The following is a 16,469-nucleotide window of genomic DNA, read 5'->3' on the forward strand; positions in this document are numbered from 1 at the left end:
ATGTTTTAAAAACAATTTAAATCTTCGCTTGAATTTTTTCTTTATCTAAAAAATTTCCAAACACATGATATATATCTGTTTTTCTAGATTTTGACATAGCTTTCATTAATACGTATGCAATTCCACTATCTACACAATGATGAATTATTGATCCTAATGCTGTAACTATTAACATTTGATAAAGATTTAATCCTATAAATGGAATTACAACTAACATTTCCGCTAATCCATGAATAGGAGCTGTAATTGCTGCTGCTTTAACATAACTTTTGTTTTTAATAATAATTTTAGCCCCAATATAGCCAACTAATATATGAGTTGCTGCTCTAAAAACTACAGGCATTGGCATTCCTGAGATTAAAAATCCTATCGTAGACCCTACTCCCACTATAACAGCTACTGCCGGTGAAATTAACATTGAAAGCATCATAGGCACATGTGCAGCCAATGTTGCTGTAAATGGTGGAATTACTATTTTTAAAAAACCAAATTGTATTGGTATTATTATTGCTAATGCAGTTAACAATGATGCATATACCATTTGTTTAATCTTATTATTCATAATATAGTCCCCCTTTTATACCTGTGTATATACAGAAGTATATCATCTTATATTACTTATGTAAACTTATAATTTAAAAATTTTAAAATTTATTTTTTCAAGTTCGTTTAATTTATCGATTTTCTTTCTAAATCTTTTATCAAAGAAATTCTATGTTATCTTATTTAAAAACTCTCTCATTTCTTCAAGCTTAAATCTAACCTGCTTATAATGTTTTATTATAGTCACAGAAAATTATATATTAAAAACCAGGAACTTCTAATGATTTTTCACTAGAAATCCCTGGTTTTTAACTTATCTTTTTCCAAAACAGCATTTGTTAAATTCTCCTTTAATCTCAAATAACTTATATTCATCTGTTAAAAGAGTAAGCCCTGTAAGTGCTAAAGCCTTTATTGCAATTATCAAAGCTCTATCTCCTTTTTTTGATTTGGCAGCTTCACAAAATTCTGGTGTATGAGTGCACAAACCTTCATTTCCTATTTTTATAATAGGCTGAATAGTTGGAACTACTTGACTTACATTGCCTGCATCTGTAGAACCTATACCTTTTTTAGGAACATTATCTATATTTATTCCAAGTAATTTTAGATGTTCTACAAATACCTCATCGAATTTTTTATTTATAATAAAGTTGTCTACTTCATTTTGAAAAAAACTTATATTAACTTTGGTTCCAGTACTTAAAGCTGATCCTTTAGCAATATTTTTAACCTTTTCTGTAACTAAAGCACAATTTTCTTTTGTAAATGCACGTATAAAAAACTTAGCCTTTGCATAATCTGGAACAATATTTGGCGCACTTCCTCCATCAGTTATAATCCCGTGTATTCTAACATCATCTGCTACATGCTGCCTTAAAGCATTTATTCCATTAAAAAGCTGAATTACCCCCTCTAATGCATTTATACCGCTTTCTGGAGCAGATGCAGCATGAGAAGCTTTCCCTATAAATTCAAATTGTATAGGATTATTAGCTAAAGAACATGGAGTTACAGAATTCTCTGCTCCAGGGTGAACCATTAAGCAAGCATCTACACCGTTAAATAATCCATGCTTAACAAAGCTTGCCTTTGCACTTCCATTTTCTCCACCTTCTTCAGCAGGTGTTCCAAACACCAAAATTTCTCCACCAACTTCATCTATAAATTTAGATAAAGTAATAGCTGCTGCTGTACTTGCAGTTCCTATAATATTATGACCACAGCCATGCCCTAAATTGGGAAGAGCATCATATTCCGCTAAAAAGCCTATAGTTGGTCCGGAATTTTTATTGGATTTCTTTCTAGCTATAAAAGAAGTTGGATGTCCTGCCAATGCTTTTTCTACTGTAAACCCTTCTTTTTCTAAAGTATTTATAAGCAATCCAGAAGCATAAACTTCTTGATTTCCTATTTCAGGATGCTCATGTATTTTATGACTTATGTCTATATAATTCTTTTTTTTATTTTCTATTTCATCAATTATATCTTGTTGATTTTTTTTAATATTTTGTATATTCATATATAAATGCCCCCTTGTAATGTAAACTAATTCTGTCTATATTTTCTTAATGCCATATCAAAAGCTCCTTCTTAAAACCTTTTTCTTTAAAATACGGGTACTTGAACACCCTTATATACTTCTTGTATAAACTGCTTTATACCATCACTTTGATAAGCTTTAACTACTTTTTTATAAACTTCATTATCCTTATCCTTTTCTCTAGCAACTATTACATTTATATAAGGTTTAGCCTTGTCATTAGAAACATCTTCTATAAGTATTGAATCTTTAACTGGATTAAGTTTAGCATCTATTGCAACTCCACTGTTTATTATAGCTGCATCAACATCTTGAAGTGATCTTGGAATTTGAGTTGAGGCAAGCTCTACAAATTGAATGTTTTTTGGATTTTCTACTATATCCTTAATTGTTGGTAAATTTCCAACTCCATCTTTTAATTTTATTAATCCTGCAGTCTGTAACAAGTTTAATCCTCTACCTTCATTAGTTGCATCATTTGGAATAGCTATTTTGTCACTATTTTTAATATCCTTAACAGATTTTAAAGTTTTTGAATAAACGGCAAGAGGTGCAAGTACAGTATCTCCTATAGAAGTAATTTGTAAATTATGTTCTTCTTTAAATTTATCTAAATAAGCATGATGTTGGAATGCATTTAAATCAATTTCTCCTTGGTCAAGTGCTAAGTTAGGACGTATATAGTCTGAAAAACTAACTATCTGTAAATCAACATTGTCTTTTTCAACCTTTTCTTTGACTTTTTCCCATACCTTATGATCATCACCTATTATCCCTATTTTCACTACCTGTTTTTCATTAGAACTAGTTTGCTGTGAACCACTGTTTACTCCACAACCTGATAAAAGTCCTAAAGATAATGTTATTGCTAAAAATATACCTGTAAGTTTTTTCATGATTATTCCCCCTAAAAATTAATGTGTTACTAATTTTGATAAATTATCTCCAAAAAATTGGATAATATTAACAATAATTAAAAGTACAATTATTGTAGCCACCATAATATCAGTTTCAAAATATTGATATCCATAGCGTATTGCAAAATCTCCAAGTCCACCCCCTCCAACAGTACCTGCCATAGCTGATGATCCAATAAGACTGATAATTGTTATAGTCACAGCATGGATAATACCTGGTAGTCCTTCTTTTAGCATTACTCTAAAAATAATTTCTAAAGAACTTGAACCCATAGCTTGTGCCGCTTCAATTACTCCTTTATCTATATCAAGTAGAACTGATTCAATTTGTCTTGCAAAGAAAGGAGTACATCCAAATATAAGTGGAACAATAGCTCCATTTGTGCCTATAGTAGTACCTACCAAAAGTCTTGTAACCGGAATAATAGCTGCAAGAAGAATAACAAATGGTATAGACCTAAAAACATTTATTATTTTTGCAAGGATATTATTAATAATCTTATTTTCTAATATATTTCCTTCTTTGGTAACCACCAATGTAATTCCTAAAATAACTCCAATAATCCCTGATATAATTCCTGAAATAGCTACCATATAAAAAGTTTCAAATAATGCTTTTATCATATCAGGATAAAGTTCTACTAAATTTGGTGCTATATTGTTTAAATATTTAATCATTTTTATCGCCCCCACAAAGTTTTTGACATTTAATTAATACTAACTTTTAATTTTCTATCATCTTTTTCAACATCTATTATGTCTATAGAAATATTGTTTTCTTCTAAATATTTTATTGAATTTTCTATGCCCTCATTAGATCCATTAATTTTTACTATCAAATTACCAATTGGAATGTTCTGAATGATTTCTATATTTCCAAATAATATACTAGCTTCCACTCTAAACTTCCTTGAAATTTTAGAAATGAACGCATGACCTGTTTTTTCTCCTGTAAATGCTATTCTTACTATCTTCTCTTCTTCTGTAATTTCATTAAAAGCAAAATTTTCTTTTTTAAGAAAATCATAAATCTTTTCATATTGAAATAGTGAACCTATAAACCTTTTTGTTATATCCGCTTTTGGATTTGTAAATATATCTATTACAGATCCTTGTTCTACTATCCCTCCTCCATCAATTACTGCTGCCTTTTGACAAATTTCCTTAACGACCTCCATTTGATGTGTTATGATTACTATAGTTAATTTTAGTTTTTCATTAATATCCTTAAGCAATTTTAAAATTGACCTAGTAGTTTGTGGATCTAAAGCTGAGGTTGCTTCATCACATAAAAGTACTTCAGGATCATTAGTTAAAGCTCTTGCAATACCCACTCTTTGCTTTTGTCCACCACTTAACTGTGAAGGATAAACATCAACTTTTTGTTCAAGTTCTACTAGTTTTAAAAGAGTTAGTACTTTGTCTTTTATCTCTTGCTTACTCAATCCTTTTCCTTTTAAAGGATAAGCTACATTTTCAAATACAGTTCTACTACTCATAAGATTAAAATTTTGAAATATCATTCCAATTTTTTCTCTGCTTTTTCTAAGTCCTTTTGTTGATAGTTGCGTTAAGTTTTTACCATTTACAATTACATCTCCTGAAGTAGGCTTTTCCAATAAATTTATACATCTAATCAAAGTACTTTTACCAGCTCCACTATATCCTATAATTCCATAAATCTCACCATCTTTAATCTGGAGATTAATTCCTTTTAAGGCTTCCACCTTGCTATCTCCATTTGTATAAATTTTTTTAATATTCTTTAGCCATATCATTCTTGTCCCTCCTTAATTTATACTTACTTAGTTATTTGAGAAATAAAAATATAATCTGAATTATCCACATCTTCTTTAGAAATATAAGTTCTTAAAGGAATATATTTCCTTTTTGTTCTTTAGTTTTTATTTCTTAACCTTTAAATAAAATATAATTTGAGTTATCCACAACTTTTTAATAATAAATTTTTTAAAGAATAAAAAAAATCCTCTTCGAAGAAGAGGATTTATAAAAAACTGTACTAAAATACATTAATTTCTTATAGCACTCTCATCTTCCAGAACAACGTTCTGCTGGAATTAGCACCTTTACATGCTCGCTGCATGTGGTTGCTGAAACGTCATAGGGCCAGTCCCTCAGTTTCTCTTGATAAGATAAAAAATATTTAATTTTATGTTTTCCCTTTAAATAACTAGGTATTTAATAATTTACATTATAATTATAATTTTCCATGTTGTCAATACTTTTTATAATTAAAATTTATATTTTTTTAATTAAGTATTAATATTATAGTATAATACTATTTTTAAAATTATTTAAATATTTTTTTAGCTATTTCTACTGATTCTTTTGCATCTTTTGCATAATAATCTGCCTTTATCATATCTGCGTATTCTTTATTTAATACTGCTCCACCTACAAATACTTTTCCAGAATATCCACTCTCTTTTAATGCTTTAATTGTCTCTTCCATACTCTTTAATGTTGTAGTCATTAATGCACTTAAACCTATCAATTTAATATTTTCATTTAAAGCAACTTCTACAACTGTTTCTATTGGCACATCTTTGCCTAAATCAATGATTTGATATCCATAGTTTTCAAGAATTACTTTAACTATATTTTTACCTATATCATGAATATCACCTTTTACAGTTGCTAATATTATTTTACCTTTTGATATATTATTAGACTTATTAAGAATTAATCTTTCTTTTATAATACCAAATGCTTGTTTAACTGTTTCAGCTGATTGTATTAATTGTGGTAAAAATAACTCTCCTTTTTCATATTTTAATCCAACATAATCTAGTGCAGGTATAAGTATTTTATTTACTACATCTAGTTCATTCATTGTTTTTAAAATATTTATCGTAGCTTGTTTAGCCTCATCTTTTAATCCTTTTATAACTATATATTTTAAGTCTATATTTTCACTTTTAATTGGTTCAATATCCTTTTCTGAATTAGATTTCAAGCTTCTTTCAACTTTTCTATCTCCATATATAGAAATATATTTTTTTGAGCCTTTATCTATATTAGCTAATACATTGTATGAATTTATTACATCCATCATTCCTATGCTATTAGGGTTCATTATTGGAAGATCAAGACCATTAGCTAATGCTAATGCTAAAAATGTTTCATTTATAAGTTCCCTACATGGTAATCCAAAAGATATATTAGACACTCCAAGTAAAGTTTTTACACCTAATTCTTCCTTTACTCTTCTTAAAGCCTTTAACGTTTCTTTTACCTCTGCTTGCTGTGCAGATGCAGTTAACACTAAACAATCAATAAATACATTATTTTTATCTATACCATATTCTTTAGCCTTATTTACTATCTTTTCAGCAATCTTAAATCTATCCTCTGCTGTAGGAGGTATCCCCTTTTTATCTAAAGTAAGACCAACAACACTTGCTCCATACTTTTTTACTAAAGGTAATATTTTTTCTAATACCTCATCTTCTCCATTTACAGAATTAATAATAGGTTTACCATTATAAATCCTTAATCCCTCTTCAATAGCTTCTATATTTGATGAATCTATTTGTAGAGGTGTATCTATAATGCCCTGAATTTCTTTAATAACCTTTTTCATCATTTCTTTTTCATTTATTTCAGGTAGTCCTACATTTACATCAAGTATTTCTGCTCCTGCCTCAACTTGATCTATAGCCTGCTTTAATATATAATCTATATCATTATTTTTAAGTGCTTCTTTAAATACCCTCTTTCCTGTAGGGTTTATTCTCTCACCAATCACCTTTACCCCTTCAATTTTAACTAATTTTGATGGTGTACATACAGATGAAAACTCAATTTTGTTTCTTTTTAGTTTTTTATTATTATCTGCAATTATTCTTAATTCATTAATAAATTCTGGTGTAGTTCCACAACATCCACCGATTATACTTACACCTTCTTTAACAAATTCATTTACCCAATAAGCAAATTCCTTAGCTGTAATATCATATATTGCTTCGCCAAAAGATAATTTAGGTAATCCCGCATTAGGTTGTGTCATTATAGGTAGATTAGTTGATTCTTTTATTTTTTTTACTATTGGGAGTAATTCCTTTGGTCCTAGAGAACAATTTACACCTATAGCATCAGCTCTTAATCCTTCTAAAGTAACTGCCATACTTTCTGGAGTACACCCTGTAAAGGTTCTACCTGTTTCATCAAATGACATTGTACAAAATATTGGTAGATTAGTATTTTCTTTTGCTGCTAATAAAGCTATCTTCGCTTCATAAAGGTCTGTCATAGTCTCAATTAAGATTAAATCTGCGCCTGACTTTTCTCCTTGTATAAATTGTCTTTTGAATATATCATAGGCTCTATCAAAGCTTAATGTACCCATAGGCTCTAAAAGTTCACCTATAGGTCCTACATCTAAAGCAATATAAACATTATTATTTTTTCTCGCTTCTTTGGCTATATTTACTGATGCATCTATAATTTCTTCAACTGTAAATCCAGTATTCTTTAATTTTAATTCATTTGCCCCAAAAGTATTAGTGGTTATAACCATTGCTCCACTTTTAATATACTCTTCATGGACTTTCCTTATAATTTCTTTTTCATTTATATTAAATATTTCAGGATTTTCGCCAAGCCTTAATCCCTCTTTTTGAAGCATTGTCCCCATAGCTCCATCAAATACAAGTATATTATCTTTTATAAATTCTTTAAGCCCCACAATTAGTCCCCTCTCTCCTAAAATTACAGTTATTATAATTCTTACAAACTTCACATCCTCTTTGTTTTTCCTCTTTCTCCTTTGGAATAAGTCCTATTATTGCAGTTACTGATTTCCTTGGAAATAATAAATGATGTGAAGATACTGTAAGTCCTATTGTTTTATCTGCATTTAATGTATTTACTATATTCTTTTGAATATCTAGTGATAAATCTCCATACCCTGGACTATATCTAAATGTTATAGCAAGACCTTCTTTTCTTGCATCTAACCTTATTTTCTCTTCTATTTGATCTAAAACTTCTTCTATTGCCGTTGTTGCACAAGCATCTAAAATTAAAGCTTTTGTTAATTTTGTTGTTTCATATAATTTAATTTTTTGTTCTATTTTATTACCTATAGTTGCTGCTATGATAAAAGTTTTCTCTGCATAAAGAAGATGATTTTTAATATCCTCACCGTTTAATATTAAATTAGTTCTATCTATATGCACACCATCCTTTTCATTATGGTTTTTATACTGAGCATAAACATATTTAGGTACTATTAAATCTTTACATTCTTCTATAGATTTATTGATCAATTCATCCATTGATTCATTTAATTCTTGCTGTTTATAACCTAAATACCTAAGGACTTCATCCTTAGGTATTTTTAGTTGTTTAATATTAAACATTTTATTCTCCGTATATGTTAAGTGAAAAACCTCTTTCTAGTGCTTCCTTAGCATATTCTTTTGCACCAAATAAAGATAAATCTCTATAATTTCCACATTGAATATCATTAGCTGCTGGTATTTCTGTTGCTTCTACAACTTTTTTTAATGCCCATTCTAAAGCTTCTTTTATTTCTGCGGCTTCTCTATCACCCCATATACTTAAATAAAAACCTGTTCTACATCCCATAGGTGATAAATCGATTATACCTTCTAATTTTTCTCTAAGTTCATGTGCTAATAAATGTTCAAGACCATGCATTGCTGCTGTTCCAAACTCTTCTTTGTTTGGTTGAAGAAATCTTATATCGAACTTTGTTACCTTATCACCAAGTTCTCCATTAAGCAAACAACATTTTCTTATATATGGTGCTTTAACCTTTCTGTGATCTAATTCAAAACTTTCTACTTTTTTCATTGTGTATCCTCCTAAACTAACTCAATTTTGTTAACTGTTGATAAAATGTTTTCTATGCTACTACTTATTTTTTTTGCTAAATATGCATTATTCATAATATATACATGTATTCCATCCACTCCTGTAGAAATAAGATCTACTATTTGTTCTACAGCATAAGCAATACCTGCATCTCTTAATGCTTCAGGATTATGTTCATATCTTTCCATTATTCTTTTAAATTTATCTGGAAGTGATGCCCCACTTAAAGATATAATTCTTTCTATTTGTTTTTTATTAGTTACTGGCATAATCCCTGCTTGAATTGGTAACCTTACATTAGCAGCATGAACCTCTTCTTGAAAATTATAATACAAATTGTTATCAAAAAACAACTGAGATATAAAATAAGATGCTCCTGCGTCTTCCTTTCTCTTTATACTTTCAATTTCTCTATATAATCCTTTATGCTCAATATGGCCTTCCGGATAACATGCTGCCGCTATATTAAAATCTCCATTATTACTTATGTGTTTAATTAATTGATTAGCATGAACTAATTCACCTATGACCTGTTTCTCTTTTGGTATATCTCCTCTTAATGCAAGTATGTTTTCTATATTATTCTTTTTCAATTCATTTAAATAATAGGTTATATCATTTTTAGTTGAACCAATACAAGTTAAATGTGCTACTGATTCTATTCCATATTTATTTTTTACAAGAGAAGATAATTCTATTGTTCTATTATTTTTAATACTGCCACCTGCCCCATAGGTAACACTTATATAATCTGGATTCAATCCTTTTAACTCTTCTAACGTATTATAAATAGTTTGTATGGATGAATCTACTTTTGGTGGAAAAATTTCAAAAGAAAAAACCACCCTTTTATTTTTAAATAAATCTTTAATTTTCATTTTTTCGCCCCCTTTTTAAATAAAAAAAATGCCTAAAGGGTTTTTCCTTTAGGCATAATAAACTTATACTAAAATAAAATTCCCCTTATCTATCAGTCAAATCACTGCAGGATTTAGCACCTTATATATTAATAAATATATTGGTTGCTGGGTTTCACAGGGCCAGTCCCTCCACCACTCTTGATAAGAAATTATTTCTAATTATATATTACTTTATAATGTTTGTAAAGTTTTGTTTGAAATAACATAATTATAATCTAGAAGTCATATAAAATATATTATATTTTAATAAGTAAAAGTGTTATAGATATAGCACTAAATATAAAACTTATTATCATTATGTAATTAACTACTTGTTTAGGTGTAAAACCCTTTTCTTCTAGTCTAAAATGTATTTGACTTCTATCTGCTTGATAAACAGGTTTTCCCTCTGAAAATCTTTTAAATATTACAAAAAGATTATCGAAAATAGGAACAGCTAAAGCTAAAATAGGAATAAATAAGCTTAGCACTGTTGCCTGCTTAAAAGCACCATCTAAAGCTGTAATACTTAATATAAACCCTAAAAGATTTGCTCCTGAATCTCCCATAAAGACTTTTGCAGGATATCTATTATAATATAAGAATCCCAATATAGATCCAGCTAAAACTATTGAAATAGAAGCTGATATGTCTTGTTTTAATATTATCGCAGCAATAAAAAATGTTATTGCTGAAATAAATGAAATGCCACCAGCTAAACCATCCATTCCATCAGACCAGTTTATTACAGTTGTAACCCCAAAAATCCAAGTAATGGTTAAAAAGAATTGAATAGTTGTACTCAACCATACAAACTCTCCAGTAAATGGATTAGTAAATCCTCTAAATGCAATGCCAGCATTAAAAACAAGAATTGCAGCTAATAACTGAACTATCAACCTTGGGAATATCGGAAATTCTTTTAGCCTCGTTTTATAATAGTCATCAACAAGACCTATTAATAATATAAGTGTTGATGATAAAAATATTACTATTTGCTGCTTAAAATCATTTTTTACAAATAAAAAATAAGCCATAAAAAAAACTATATATAAAGTAAGTCCACCACATAATGGAGTCTCTTTTTTATGTTGCTTTCTCTTAGTAGGTTTATCTGTAAATTTTAACTTAATAGCCAACTTCATAATAAGTGGCATAATAATAATTCCCAATATAAATGGAACTATCATTGCTAATATATATTGCATGTTTCTCTACTCCTTAGTTGTATGAAAGTATTATATAATTTCTATTTTAAATAAAATTTCTAAGTAATTCTAATCTTAGTTGAAGTTACCCATATTTGATTATACTATTAAAGGTATATCATAGCAATTACAAAATTATTAAGCTTTTAAATTATTCCATAATTAGTATTTTTGCTTTGCTCTAATTACTTAAGTAAAAATACCAAAACAGCCATTTAACATTTCTATTTAGAACTATTAACTTTTCTTGTAAATATCTTTGTTTATAAAAAAATAATTGTTATATACTAATTAACAATTATTTTTAACTTTAAAATACTGATATATTTAAAAGGACTTTTGGTAATATAACCAAAAGTCCTTTCTATTTTAAGCTCTTTGTTCAATCATGCTCTTAACTTTCATTAATCTAGTTGTAGCAGATCTTTCATTTTCGTCTAATCTCATTCTAATATACTTTATTGTCTCTTGAAGTTGAGGAATTGTTCTATACTCAAGAGCATTAACTCTTCTTCTAGTCTTTTCTATTTCATCAGCCATAAGTTGGCATGACTTTTCTACTTCTGCAAGTTCTAATAGCTTTGGAAGAATTCCATAAAGTTTAGAAAGTGTATCGTCAAGTTCTGAAGAGGTATTTGCAAATCCGTAAGGATATATGCTTCCTTCATCTCCTTCAAGTTCTCTCTTGAAGTTCATTACAGGAACAGATACACTCATTACATTCTTTTCACCAACTTCAACTGAAATATGCTCTTTAGGATATACTATAGCTTCTTCTAAGAATTCAGAACTCATTACAGCTCTTGCCATAACAAAATCTTTTAAAGAACCTTGTAGTTGTTCTTCAACTTCTTTTCTTAAGTTATTGTTATATTTAACAAGATTAATGAATTGTCTCATTAACTCATCTTGTTTATCTTTTAAAAGCTTATGACTTCTAGTTGATGTTGCTAATCTTTTCTTAAGTCTAGAGAGTTCCATTCTAGTAGGATTGACGTTTAAAATTGCCATAGACTATTCTTCCTCTCTTGGCATGTATTTCTCAAGGTATTCATCTCTAATTCTCTTAAGCTCAGTTCTTGGAATCATTTTTAATAATTTCCATCCTAAGTTTAGAGTTTCTTCGATTGTTCTATTTGTATTAAAGCCTTGTGATACATATTCTGCTTCAAACGCTTCTGCAAATTTAGCAAGTTTCTTATCAGTTTCTGATAAAGCAGATTCTCCTAAGATTGCTGATAATTCTTTTGCTTGCTTACCTTGTGAATATGCCGCAAATAATTGATTCATAGTATCTGCATGGTCTTCTCTAGTCTTTCCTTTACCAATACCCTTATCTTTAAGTCTTGAAAGTGATGGTAAAACATCTATAGGTGGCATTAAACCTTTCTTATATAATTCTCTTGAAAGGATAATTTGACCCTCTGTAATATATCCTGTTAAGTCTGGAATTGGATGAGTTTTATCATCTTCTGGCATTGTAAGTATTGGAATTTGAGTGATTGAACCCTCTTTTCCTCTTAATCTTCCTGCTCTTTCATATAATGTAGAAAGGTCAGTATAAAGATATCCTGGATATCCTCTTCTACCTGGGACTTCTTTTCTAGCTGCTGAAATTTCTCTTAATGCTTCTGCATAATTAGTAATATCAGTCATTATAACAAGAACGTGCATTCCTTTTTCATAAGCTAAATATTCAGCTGTAGTAAGTGCCATTCTTGGAGTAGCTATTCTTTCGATAGCTGGATCAGATGCAAGATTCATGAATAGAACTGATCTATCAATCGCACCTGTAGATTTAAATTCATCAACGAAGAATTGAGCTTCTTCAAATGTTATACCTATTGCAGCAAATACAACGGCAAACTTAGAATCTGAATTTAAAACTTTCGCTTGTCTTGCGATTTGTGCTGCTAATTCAGCATGTGGAAGTCCTGATGCTGAGAAAACAGGTAATTTTTGTCCTCTAACTAATGTATTAAGTCCATCAATAGCAGAAACTCCAGTTTGAATAAATTCTGATGGAAAATCTCTTGCCATTGGGTTAATAGCTTCACCATTTATGTCTAATCTTTTTTCTGGTATTATATCTGGACCATTATCATTAGCTCTACCCATACCATCAAAAACTCTACCTAACATATCTTCAGATACACCAATTTCAAGTGGTCTACCTAAGAACTTAGCTTTAGTTCCTTTTAAGTTTATTCCTGTAGATCCTTCGAAAATTTGAACCATTGCTTTTGATCCATTAACTTCAAGAACCTTACCTCTTCTTTTTTCACCAGTTTGAAGTTCTATTTCAACCAATTCATCATATTTAACGCCTTCAACACCTTCAACAACCATCAAAGGGCCAACAACTTCAGTAACTGTTCTATACTCTTTAAGCATTTGCTACCCCTCCTTTGCTTATTAAATCATTAATTGCAGCTGTTAAATCAGTAAAAATTTCATCCATTTTATCTAAGTCATTTTCATGGATATATTTACTTCTTGCAATTCTATCTTTTAAATCTTCAAGAGCTAAAATTTCATTTAAGTAAACTCCAGCTTCTAATGCTCTTTCAGCTTCTCTCTTATATCCAATAACAAGTTTTAACATCTTGTATTGTTTCTTAAGAGAAGTGTAAGTATCTATTTCATGGAAACTATTTTGTTGCAGATAGTCTTCTCTTATTGACTTAGCTACATCAAGTTTTAATCTATCTTGTTCTGAAAGTGCATCAATACCAACAAGTCTTACTATTTCTTGTAAACTAGATTCTTCTTGAAGTATAGTCATAGCTTCTAATCTTAATTGTCCCCAATCTTCTGCAACATTTTCATTCATCCAGTTATCAACTTTATCTCCATATAATGAATATGAACTTAACCAGTTAATTGATGGGAAATGTCTTTGATATGCAAGTTGAGCATCTAGACCCCAGAACACTTTAACAATTCTAAGTGTTGATTGTGTAACTGGTTCTGAAATATCTCCTCCTGGAGGTGATACTGCTCCTATTGCAGTGATTGATCCTACTCTTCCATCATTACCCAAACACTCAACTTTACCAGCTCTTTCATAATAATCAGCAAGTCTTGATCCAAGATAAGCAGGGTATCCTTCATCACCAGGCATTTCTTCAAGTCTACCAGACATTTCTCTTAGAGCCTCTGCCCATCTTGAAGTTGAGTCAGCCATGATTGATACTGAGTATCCCATATCTCTGAAGTATTCAGCAATTGTAATACCTGTATATATTGAAGCCTCTCTAGCTGCAACTGGCATGTTTGAAGTATTAGCTATAAGAACTGTTCTCTTCATTAAGCTTTCTCCAGTTTTAGGGTCAATAAGTTCTGGGAACTCATTTAAAACGTCAGTCATTTCGTTACCACGTTCTCCACAACCAACATAAACAACTATTTCAGCATCTCCCCATTTAGCAATTTGATGTTGAGTAACTGTTTTTCCTGCTCCGAATGGACCTGGAATTGCAGCTGCACCACCTTTAGCAACTGGGAAAAATGTATCTATAACTCTTTGTCCTGTAAGCATCGGTTCAACTGGATTAATTTTTGATGCATATGGTCTACCTTTTCTTACTGGCCATTTTTGCATTAAATGCACTTCTTTATCTCCATCAGCAGTTTCAACAACAGCAACTGTTTCAGTAACTGTAAATTCTCCACCTTTGATTTCTTTAATTTTTCCTTCTATACCTACTGGTATCATTATTCTTTGTTCAACAACAGGTGTTTCTTGGACTGTTCCTATAACATATCCTGAAGCAACTTCATCTCCAACTTTAGCTGTTGGTTTGAATTCCCATTTTCTTGTTCTATTTAATGATGGAACTGATACCCCTTTAGTTAAGAAGTTTGACTTAGCTGCTTCCATAAATGCATCTAGCGGTCTTTGTATTCCATCAAACATTGATTCTATAAGTCCTGGTCCAAGTTCAACACTTAGAGGTTCTCCAGTAGTAACAACTGGATCTCCAGGTCCTATTCCTGATGTTTCTTCATATACTTGAATTGATGCCTTATCGCCTCTCATTTCGATGATTTCTCCGATAAGTCCTTTTTGTCCAACCTTACATACGTCGTATATATTAGCTTCATCCATACCTTCAGCAACTACTAAAGGTCCTGAAACTTTAATTATCTTTCCGGTCTTCACCTTACCAACCTACCTTCCTATAAAATATTAACACCTACAGCTTTTTCTACGTTATCGCTAATTCTTTGCATACCTATATTTAATGTTCCTTGATTGCTTGGAATTAATATTACAGCAGGAAGTACTTCTCTATTGTATCGCTCTATTGTTTCTTCGATACCTTGAGCTACTTGCTCTGTTACAAAGATAACTGCGTAATCATTTTTAGCTAAGTTATCGATAGTTTTTCTAGCTTCGTTATCTTCAACTACTGGGAAAACGTCTATTCCTAAAGCTTTAAATGCTAAAACTGAATCCTTATCTCCAACTACTCCTATTTTTTTATACATAAATATCACGCAGCCTTTCTCTTACTACTTCCGCAGAAATATTATTGAGTTTGCCAACCATTATAATTCTTATGATCTTAATTTCTGTTTCTTTAGCATAAATATAAGCTAATACAGGTTCAACACCGAAAGGTATTATCTTAGCATCCTTCATCATACTCATGATGTAGTTATCAACTAATTTTTCTAATAAACTTACTGAACCTGTTTTAGTATAATATTCTACACCATTTTTAATAAACTCTGCATAGTCTGTATAAGAAAGTTTAGTAGATATATTTTCTACTACATCATTTAGCATTCCTAATAGCTTATCCTTATCTAAAGAACCTCCTTCAATAATAACTGAAGCAAAGAATTCCCTACCTTTGTTTTGTTTTTTTACTCTTAAAAGAGTTTTTAAATTTGTAGAATCAATAAGTGCTTCTACATATTTATCAACAAAGCCATCTTTTATTTCATTCTTAATTTGTACTAATTGTTTAAACATATATTTATCTAAAATAATATCAAGCATTTGAGGGTCTTTAGTATTACTAAAGTTATTTATTGCTTCTTCGATTCCTTCTCTCATAACTAAAGATAAATCTCTTATGTCGTTATTTTCTATTAAATATTTTAATTTGGAAACTTCTATAGTTCCAACATGTATTAATAAATACGATAGATCTTGTTTAAGAAACATACCCTTTAAAATTACTTTTATATTTTGATAATCATATTTAATACTCATTAAGTCTATAAGAGACTTTACTGGGCTTATATCATACATTACGTGAAATAATCTTTTTAATTCTTCACTTAATATTAATTCATAATCCTCTGCTCTCTTAACATTTGTCATAACATTGGCATACTCTGTTTCTTGAAGCACTTTTAAAGCTTCATTTGCAGAATTGGAATCAATCATTCTGTCAATTTTTGATTTATCAAGGAGTTTTGTCTCATATACCCTTATTCTTGGTATAACTTGACTAAATTGCATTCCATCCATTAGTTAACC

Annotated in this window: 15 protein-coding genes and 2 riboswitches; all 15 genes read right to left on the reverse strand. The window is 29.9% G+C overall.

What is annotated here, in order from left to right; all coding sequences use genetic code 11:
• Window positions 1–16: 16 nt before the first annotated feature.
• The 15 genes from ACYUET_RS13320 to ACYUET_RS13390 all read right to left on the reverse strand — a co-directional run bounded on the left by ACYUET_RS13320 (window position 17) and on the right by ACYUET_RS13390 (window position 16,460).
• Window positions 17–562 (reverse strand): ECF transporter S component, encoded by a 546-nt coding sequence (locus tag ACYUET_RS13320; protein ID WP_460280358.1) that lies wholly within the window; start codon window positions 560–562, stop codon window positions 17–19.
• A gap of 294 nt (window positions 563–856) precedes the next feature.
• Window positions 857–2,065 (reverse strand): M20 family metallopeptidase, encoded by a 1,209-nt coding sequence (locus tag ACYUET_RS13325; protein WP_460280360.1) that lies wholly within the window; start codon window positions 2,063–2,065, stop codon window positions 857–859.
• 86 nt (window positions 2,066–2,151) lie between these two features.
• Entirely contained in the window at window positions 2,152–2,982 is an 831-nt protein-coding gene (locus ACYUET_RS13330; protein ID WP_460280362.1) for a MetQ/NlpA family ABC transporter substrate-binding protein, read from the reverse strand.
• An 18-nt stretch (window positions 2,983–3,000) separates the two neighbouring features.
• Window positions 3,001–3,681, reverse strand: a complete 681-nt coding sequence (locus ACYUET_RS13335; protein ID WP_460280363.1) for a methionine ABC transporter permease — start codon at window positions 3,679–3,681, stop codon at window positions 3,001–3,003.
• Between the two features lie 29 nt (window positions 3,682–3,710).
• Window positions 3,711–4,781 (reverse strand): methionine ABC transporter ATP-binding protein, encoded by a 1,071-nt coding sequence (locus ACYUET_RS13340; RefSeq protein ID WP_460280365.1) that lies wholly within the window; start codon window positions 4,779–4,781, stop codon window positions 3,711–3,713.
• A gap of 268 nt (window positions 4,782–5,049) precedes the next feature.
• Window positions 5,050–5,158: riboswitch (SAM riboswitch) on the reverse strand.
• 156 nt (window positions 5,159–5,314) lie between these two features.
• The gene (locus tag ACYUET_RS13345) at window positions 5,315–7,711 is read right to left on the reverse strand and encodes a homocysteine S-methyltransferase family protein (protein ID WP_460280367.1); all 2,397 of its coding nucleotides are present in this window, start codon (window positions 7,709–7,711) and stop codon (window positions 5,315–5,317) included.
• Window positions 7,701–8,387, reverse strand: coding sequence for a methionine synthase (locus ACYUET_RS13350; protein WP_460280369.1), 687 nt, complete (start codon window positions 8,385–8,387; stop codon window positions 7,701–7,703). The genes ACYUET_RS13345 and ACYUET_RS13350 overlap by 11 nt, the downstream gene beginning before the upstream one ends.
• A gap of 1 nt (window position 8,388) precedes the next feature.
• Complete coding sequence (locus ACYUET_RS13355; protein WP_219778189.1) at window positions 8,389–8,844, reverse strand: S-ribosylhomocysteine lyase; 456 nt, start codon at window positions 8,842–8,844, stop codon at window positions 8,389–8,391.
• Between the two features lie 11 nt (window positions 8,845–8,855).
• Entirely contained in the window at window positions 8,856–9,743 is an 888-nt protein-coding gene (metF, locus tag ACYUET_RS13360; protein ID WP_460280371.1) for a methylenetetrahydrofolate reductase [NAD(P)H], read from the reverse strand.
• An 82-nt stretch (window positions 9,744–9,825) separates the two neighbouring features.
• A riboswitch (SAM riboswitch) is annotated at window positions 9,826–9,933 on the reverse strand.
• A gap of 88 nt (window positions 9,934–10,021) precedes the next feature.
• Entirely contained in the window at window positions 10,022–10,972 is a 951-nt protein-coding gene (locus ACYUET_RS13365; RefSeq protein ID WP_460280373.1) for an MraY family glycosyltransferase, read from the reverse strand.
• A gap of 369 nt (window positions 10,973–11,341) precedes the next feature.
• Window positions 11,342–11,983, reverse strand: a complete 642-nt coding sequence (locus ACYUET_RS13370; protein ID WP_460280375.1) for a V-type ATP synthase subunit D — start codon at window positions 11,981–11,983, stop codon at window positions 11,342–11,344.
• Between the two features lie 3 nt (window positions 11,984–11,986).
• Complete coding sequence (locus tag ACYUET_RS13375; RefSeq protein WP_460280377.1) at window positions 11,987–13,366, reverse strand: V-type ATP synthase subunit B; 1,380 nt, start codon at window positions 13,364–13,366, stop codon at window positions 11,987–11,989.
• Window positions 13,359–15,137, reverse strand: coding sequence for a V-type ATP synthase subunit A (locus ACYUET_RS13380; RefSeq protein ID WP_460280379.1), 1,779 nt, complete (start codon window positions 15,135–15,137; stop codon window positions 13,359–13,361). Before ACYUET_RS13380 ends, ACYUET_RS13375 begins: the two co-directional genes overlap by 8 nt.
• Window positions 15,138–15,154: 17 nt before the next feature.
• Window positions 15,155–15,466 carry a V-type ATP synthase subunit F gene (locus ACYUET_RS13385; protein ID WP_460280380.1) on the reverse strand — a complete coding sequence of 104 codons (312 nt, stop codon included), beginning with the start codon at window positions 15,464–15,466 and terminating at the stop codon, window positions 15,155–15,157.
• Window positions 15,459–16,460 (reverse strand): V-type ATP synthase subunit C, encoded by a 1,002-nt coding sequence (locus ACYUET_RS13390; RefSeq protein ID WP_460280382.1) that lies wholly within the window; start codon window positions 16,458–16,460, stop codon window positions 15,459–15,461. Before ACYUET_RS13390 ends, ACYUET_RS13385 begins: the two co-directional genes overlap by 8 nt.
• Window positions 16,461–16,469 lie beyond the last annotated feature (9 nt).

Source organism: Clostridium sp. CTA-5, assembly GCF_054768135.1.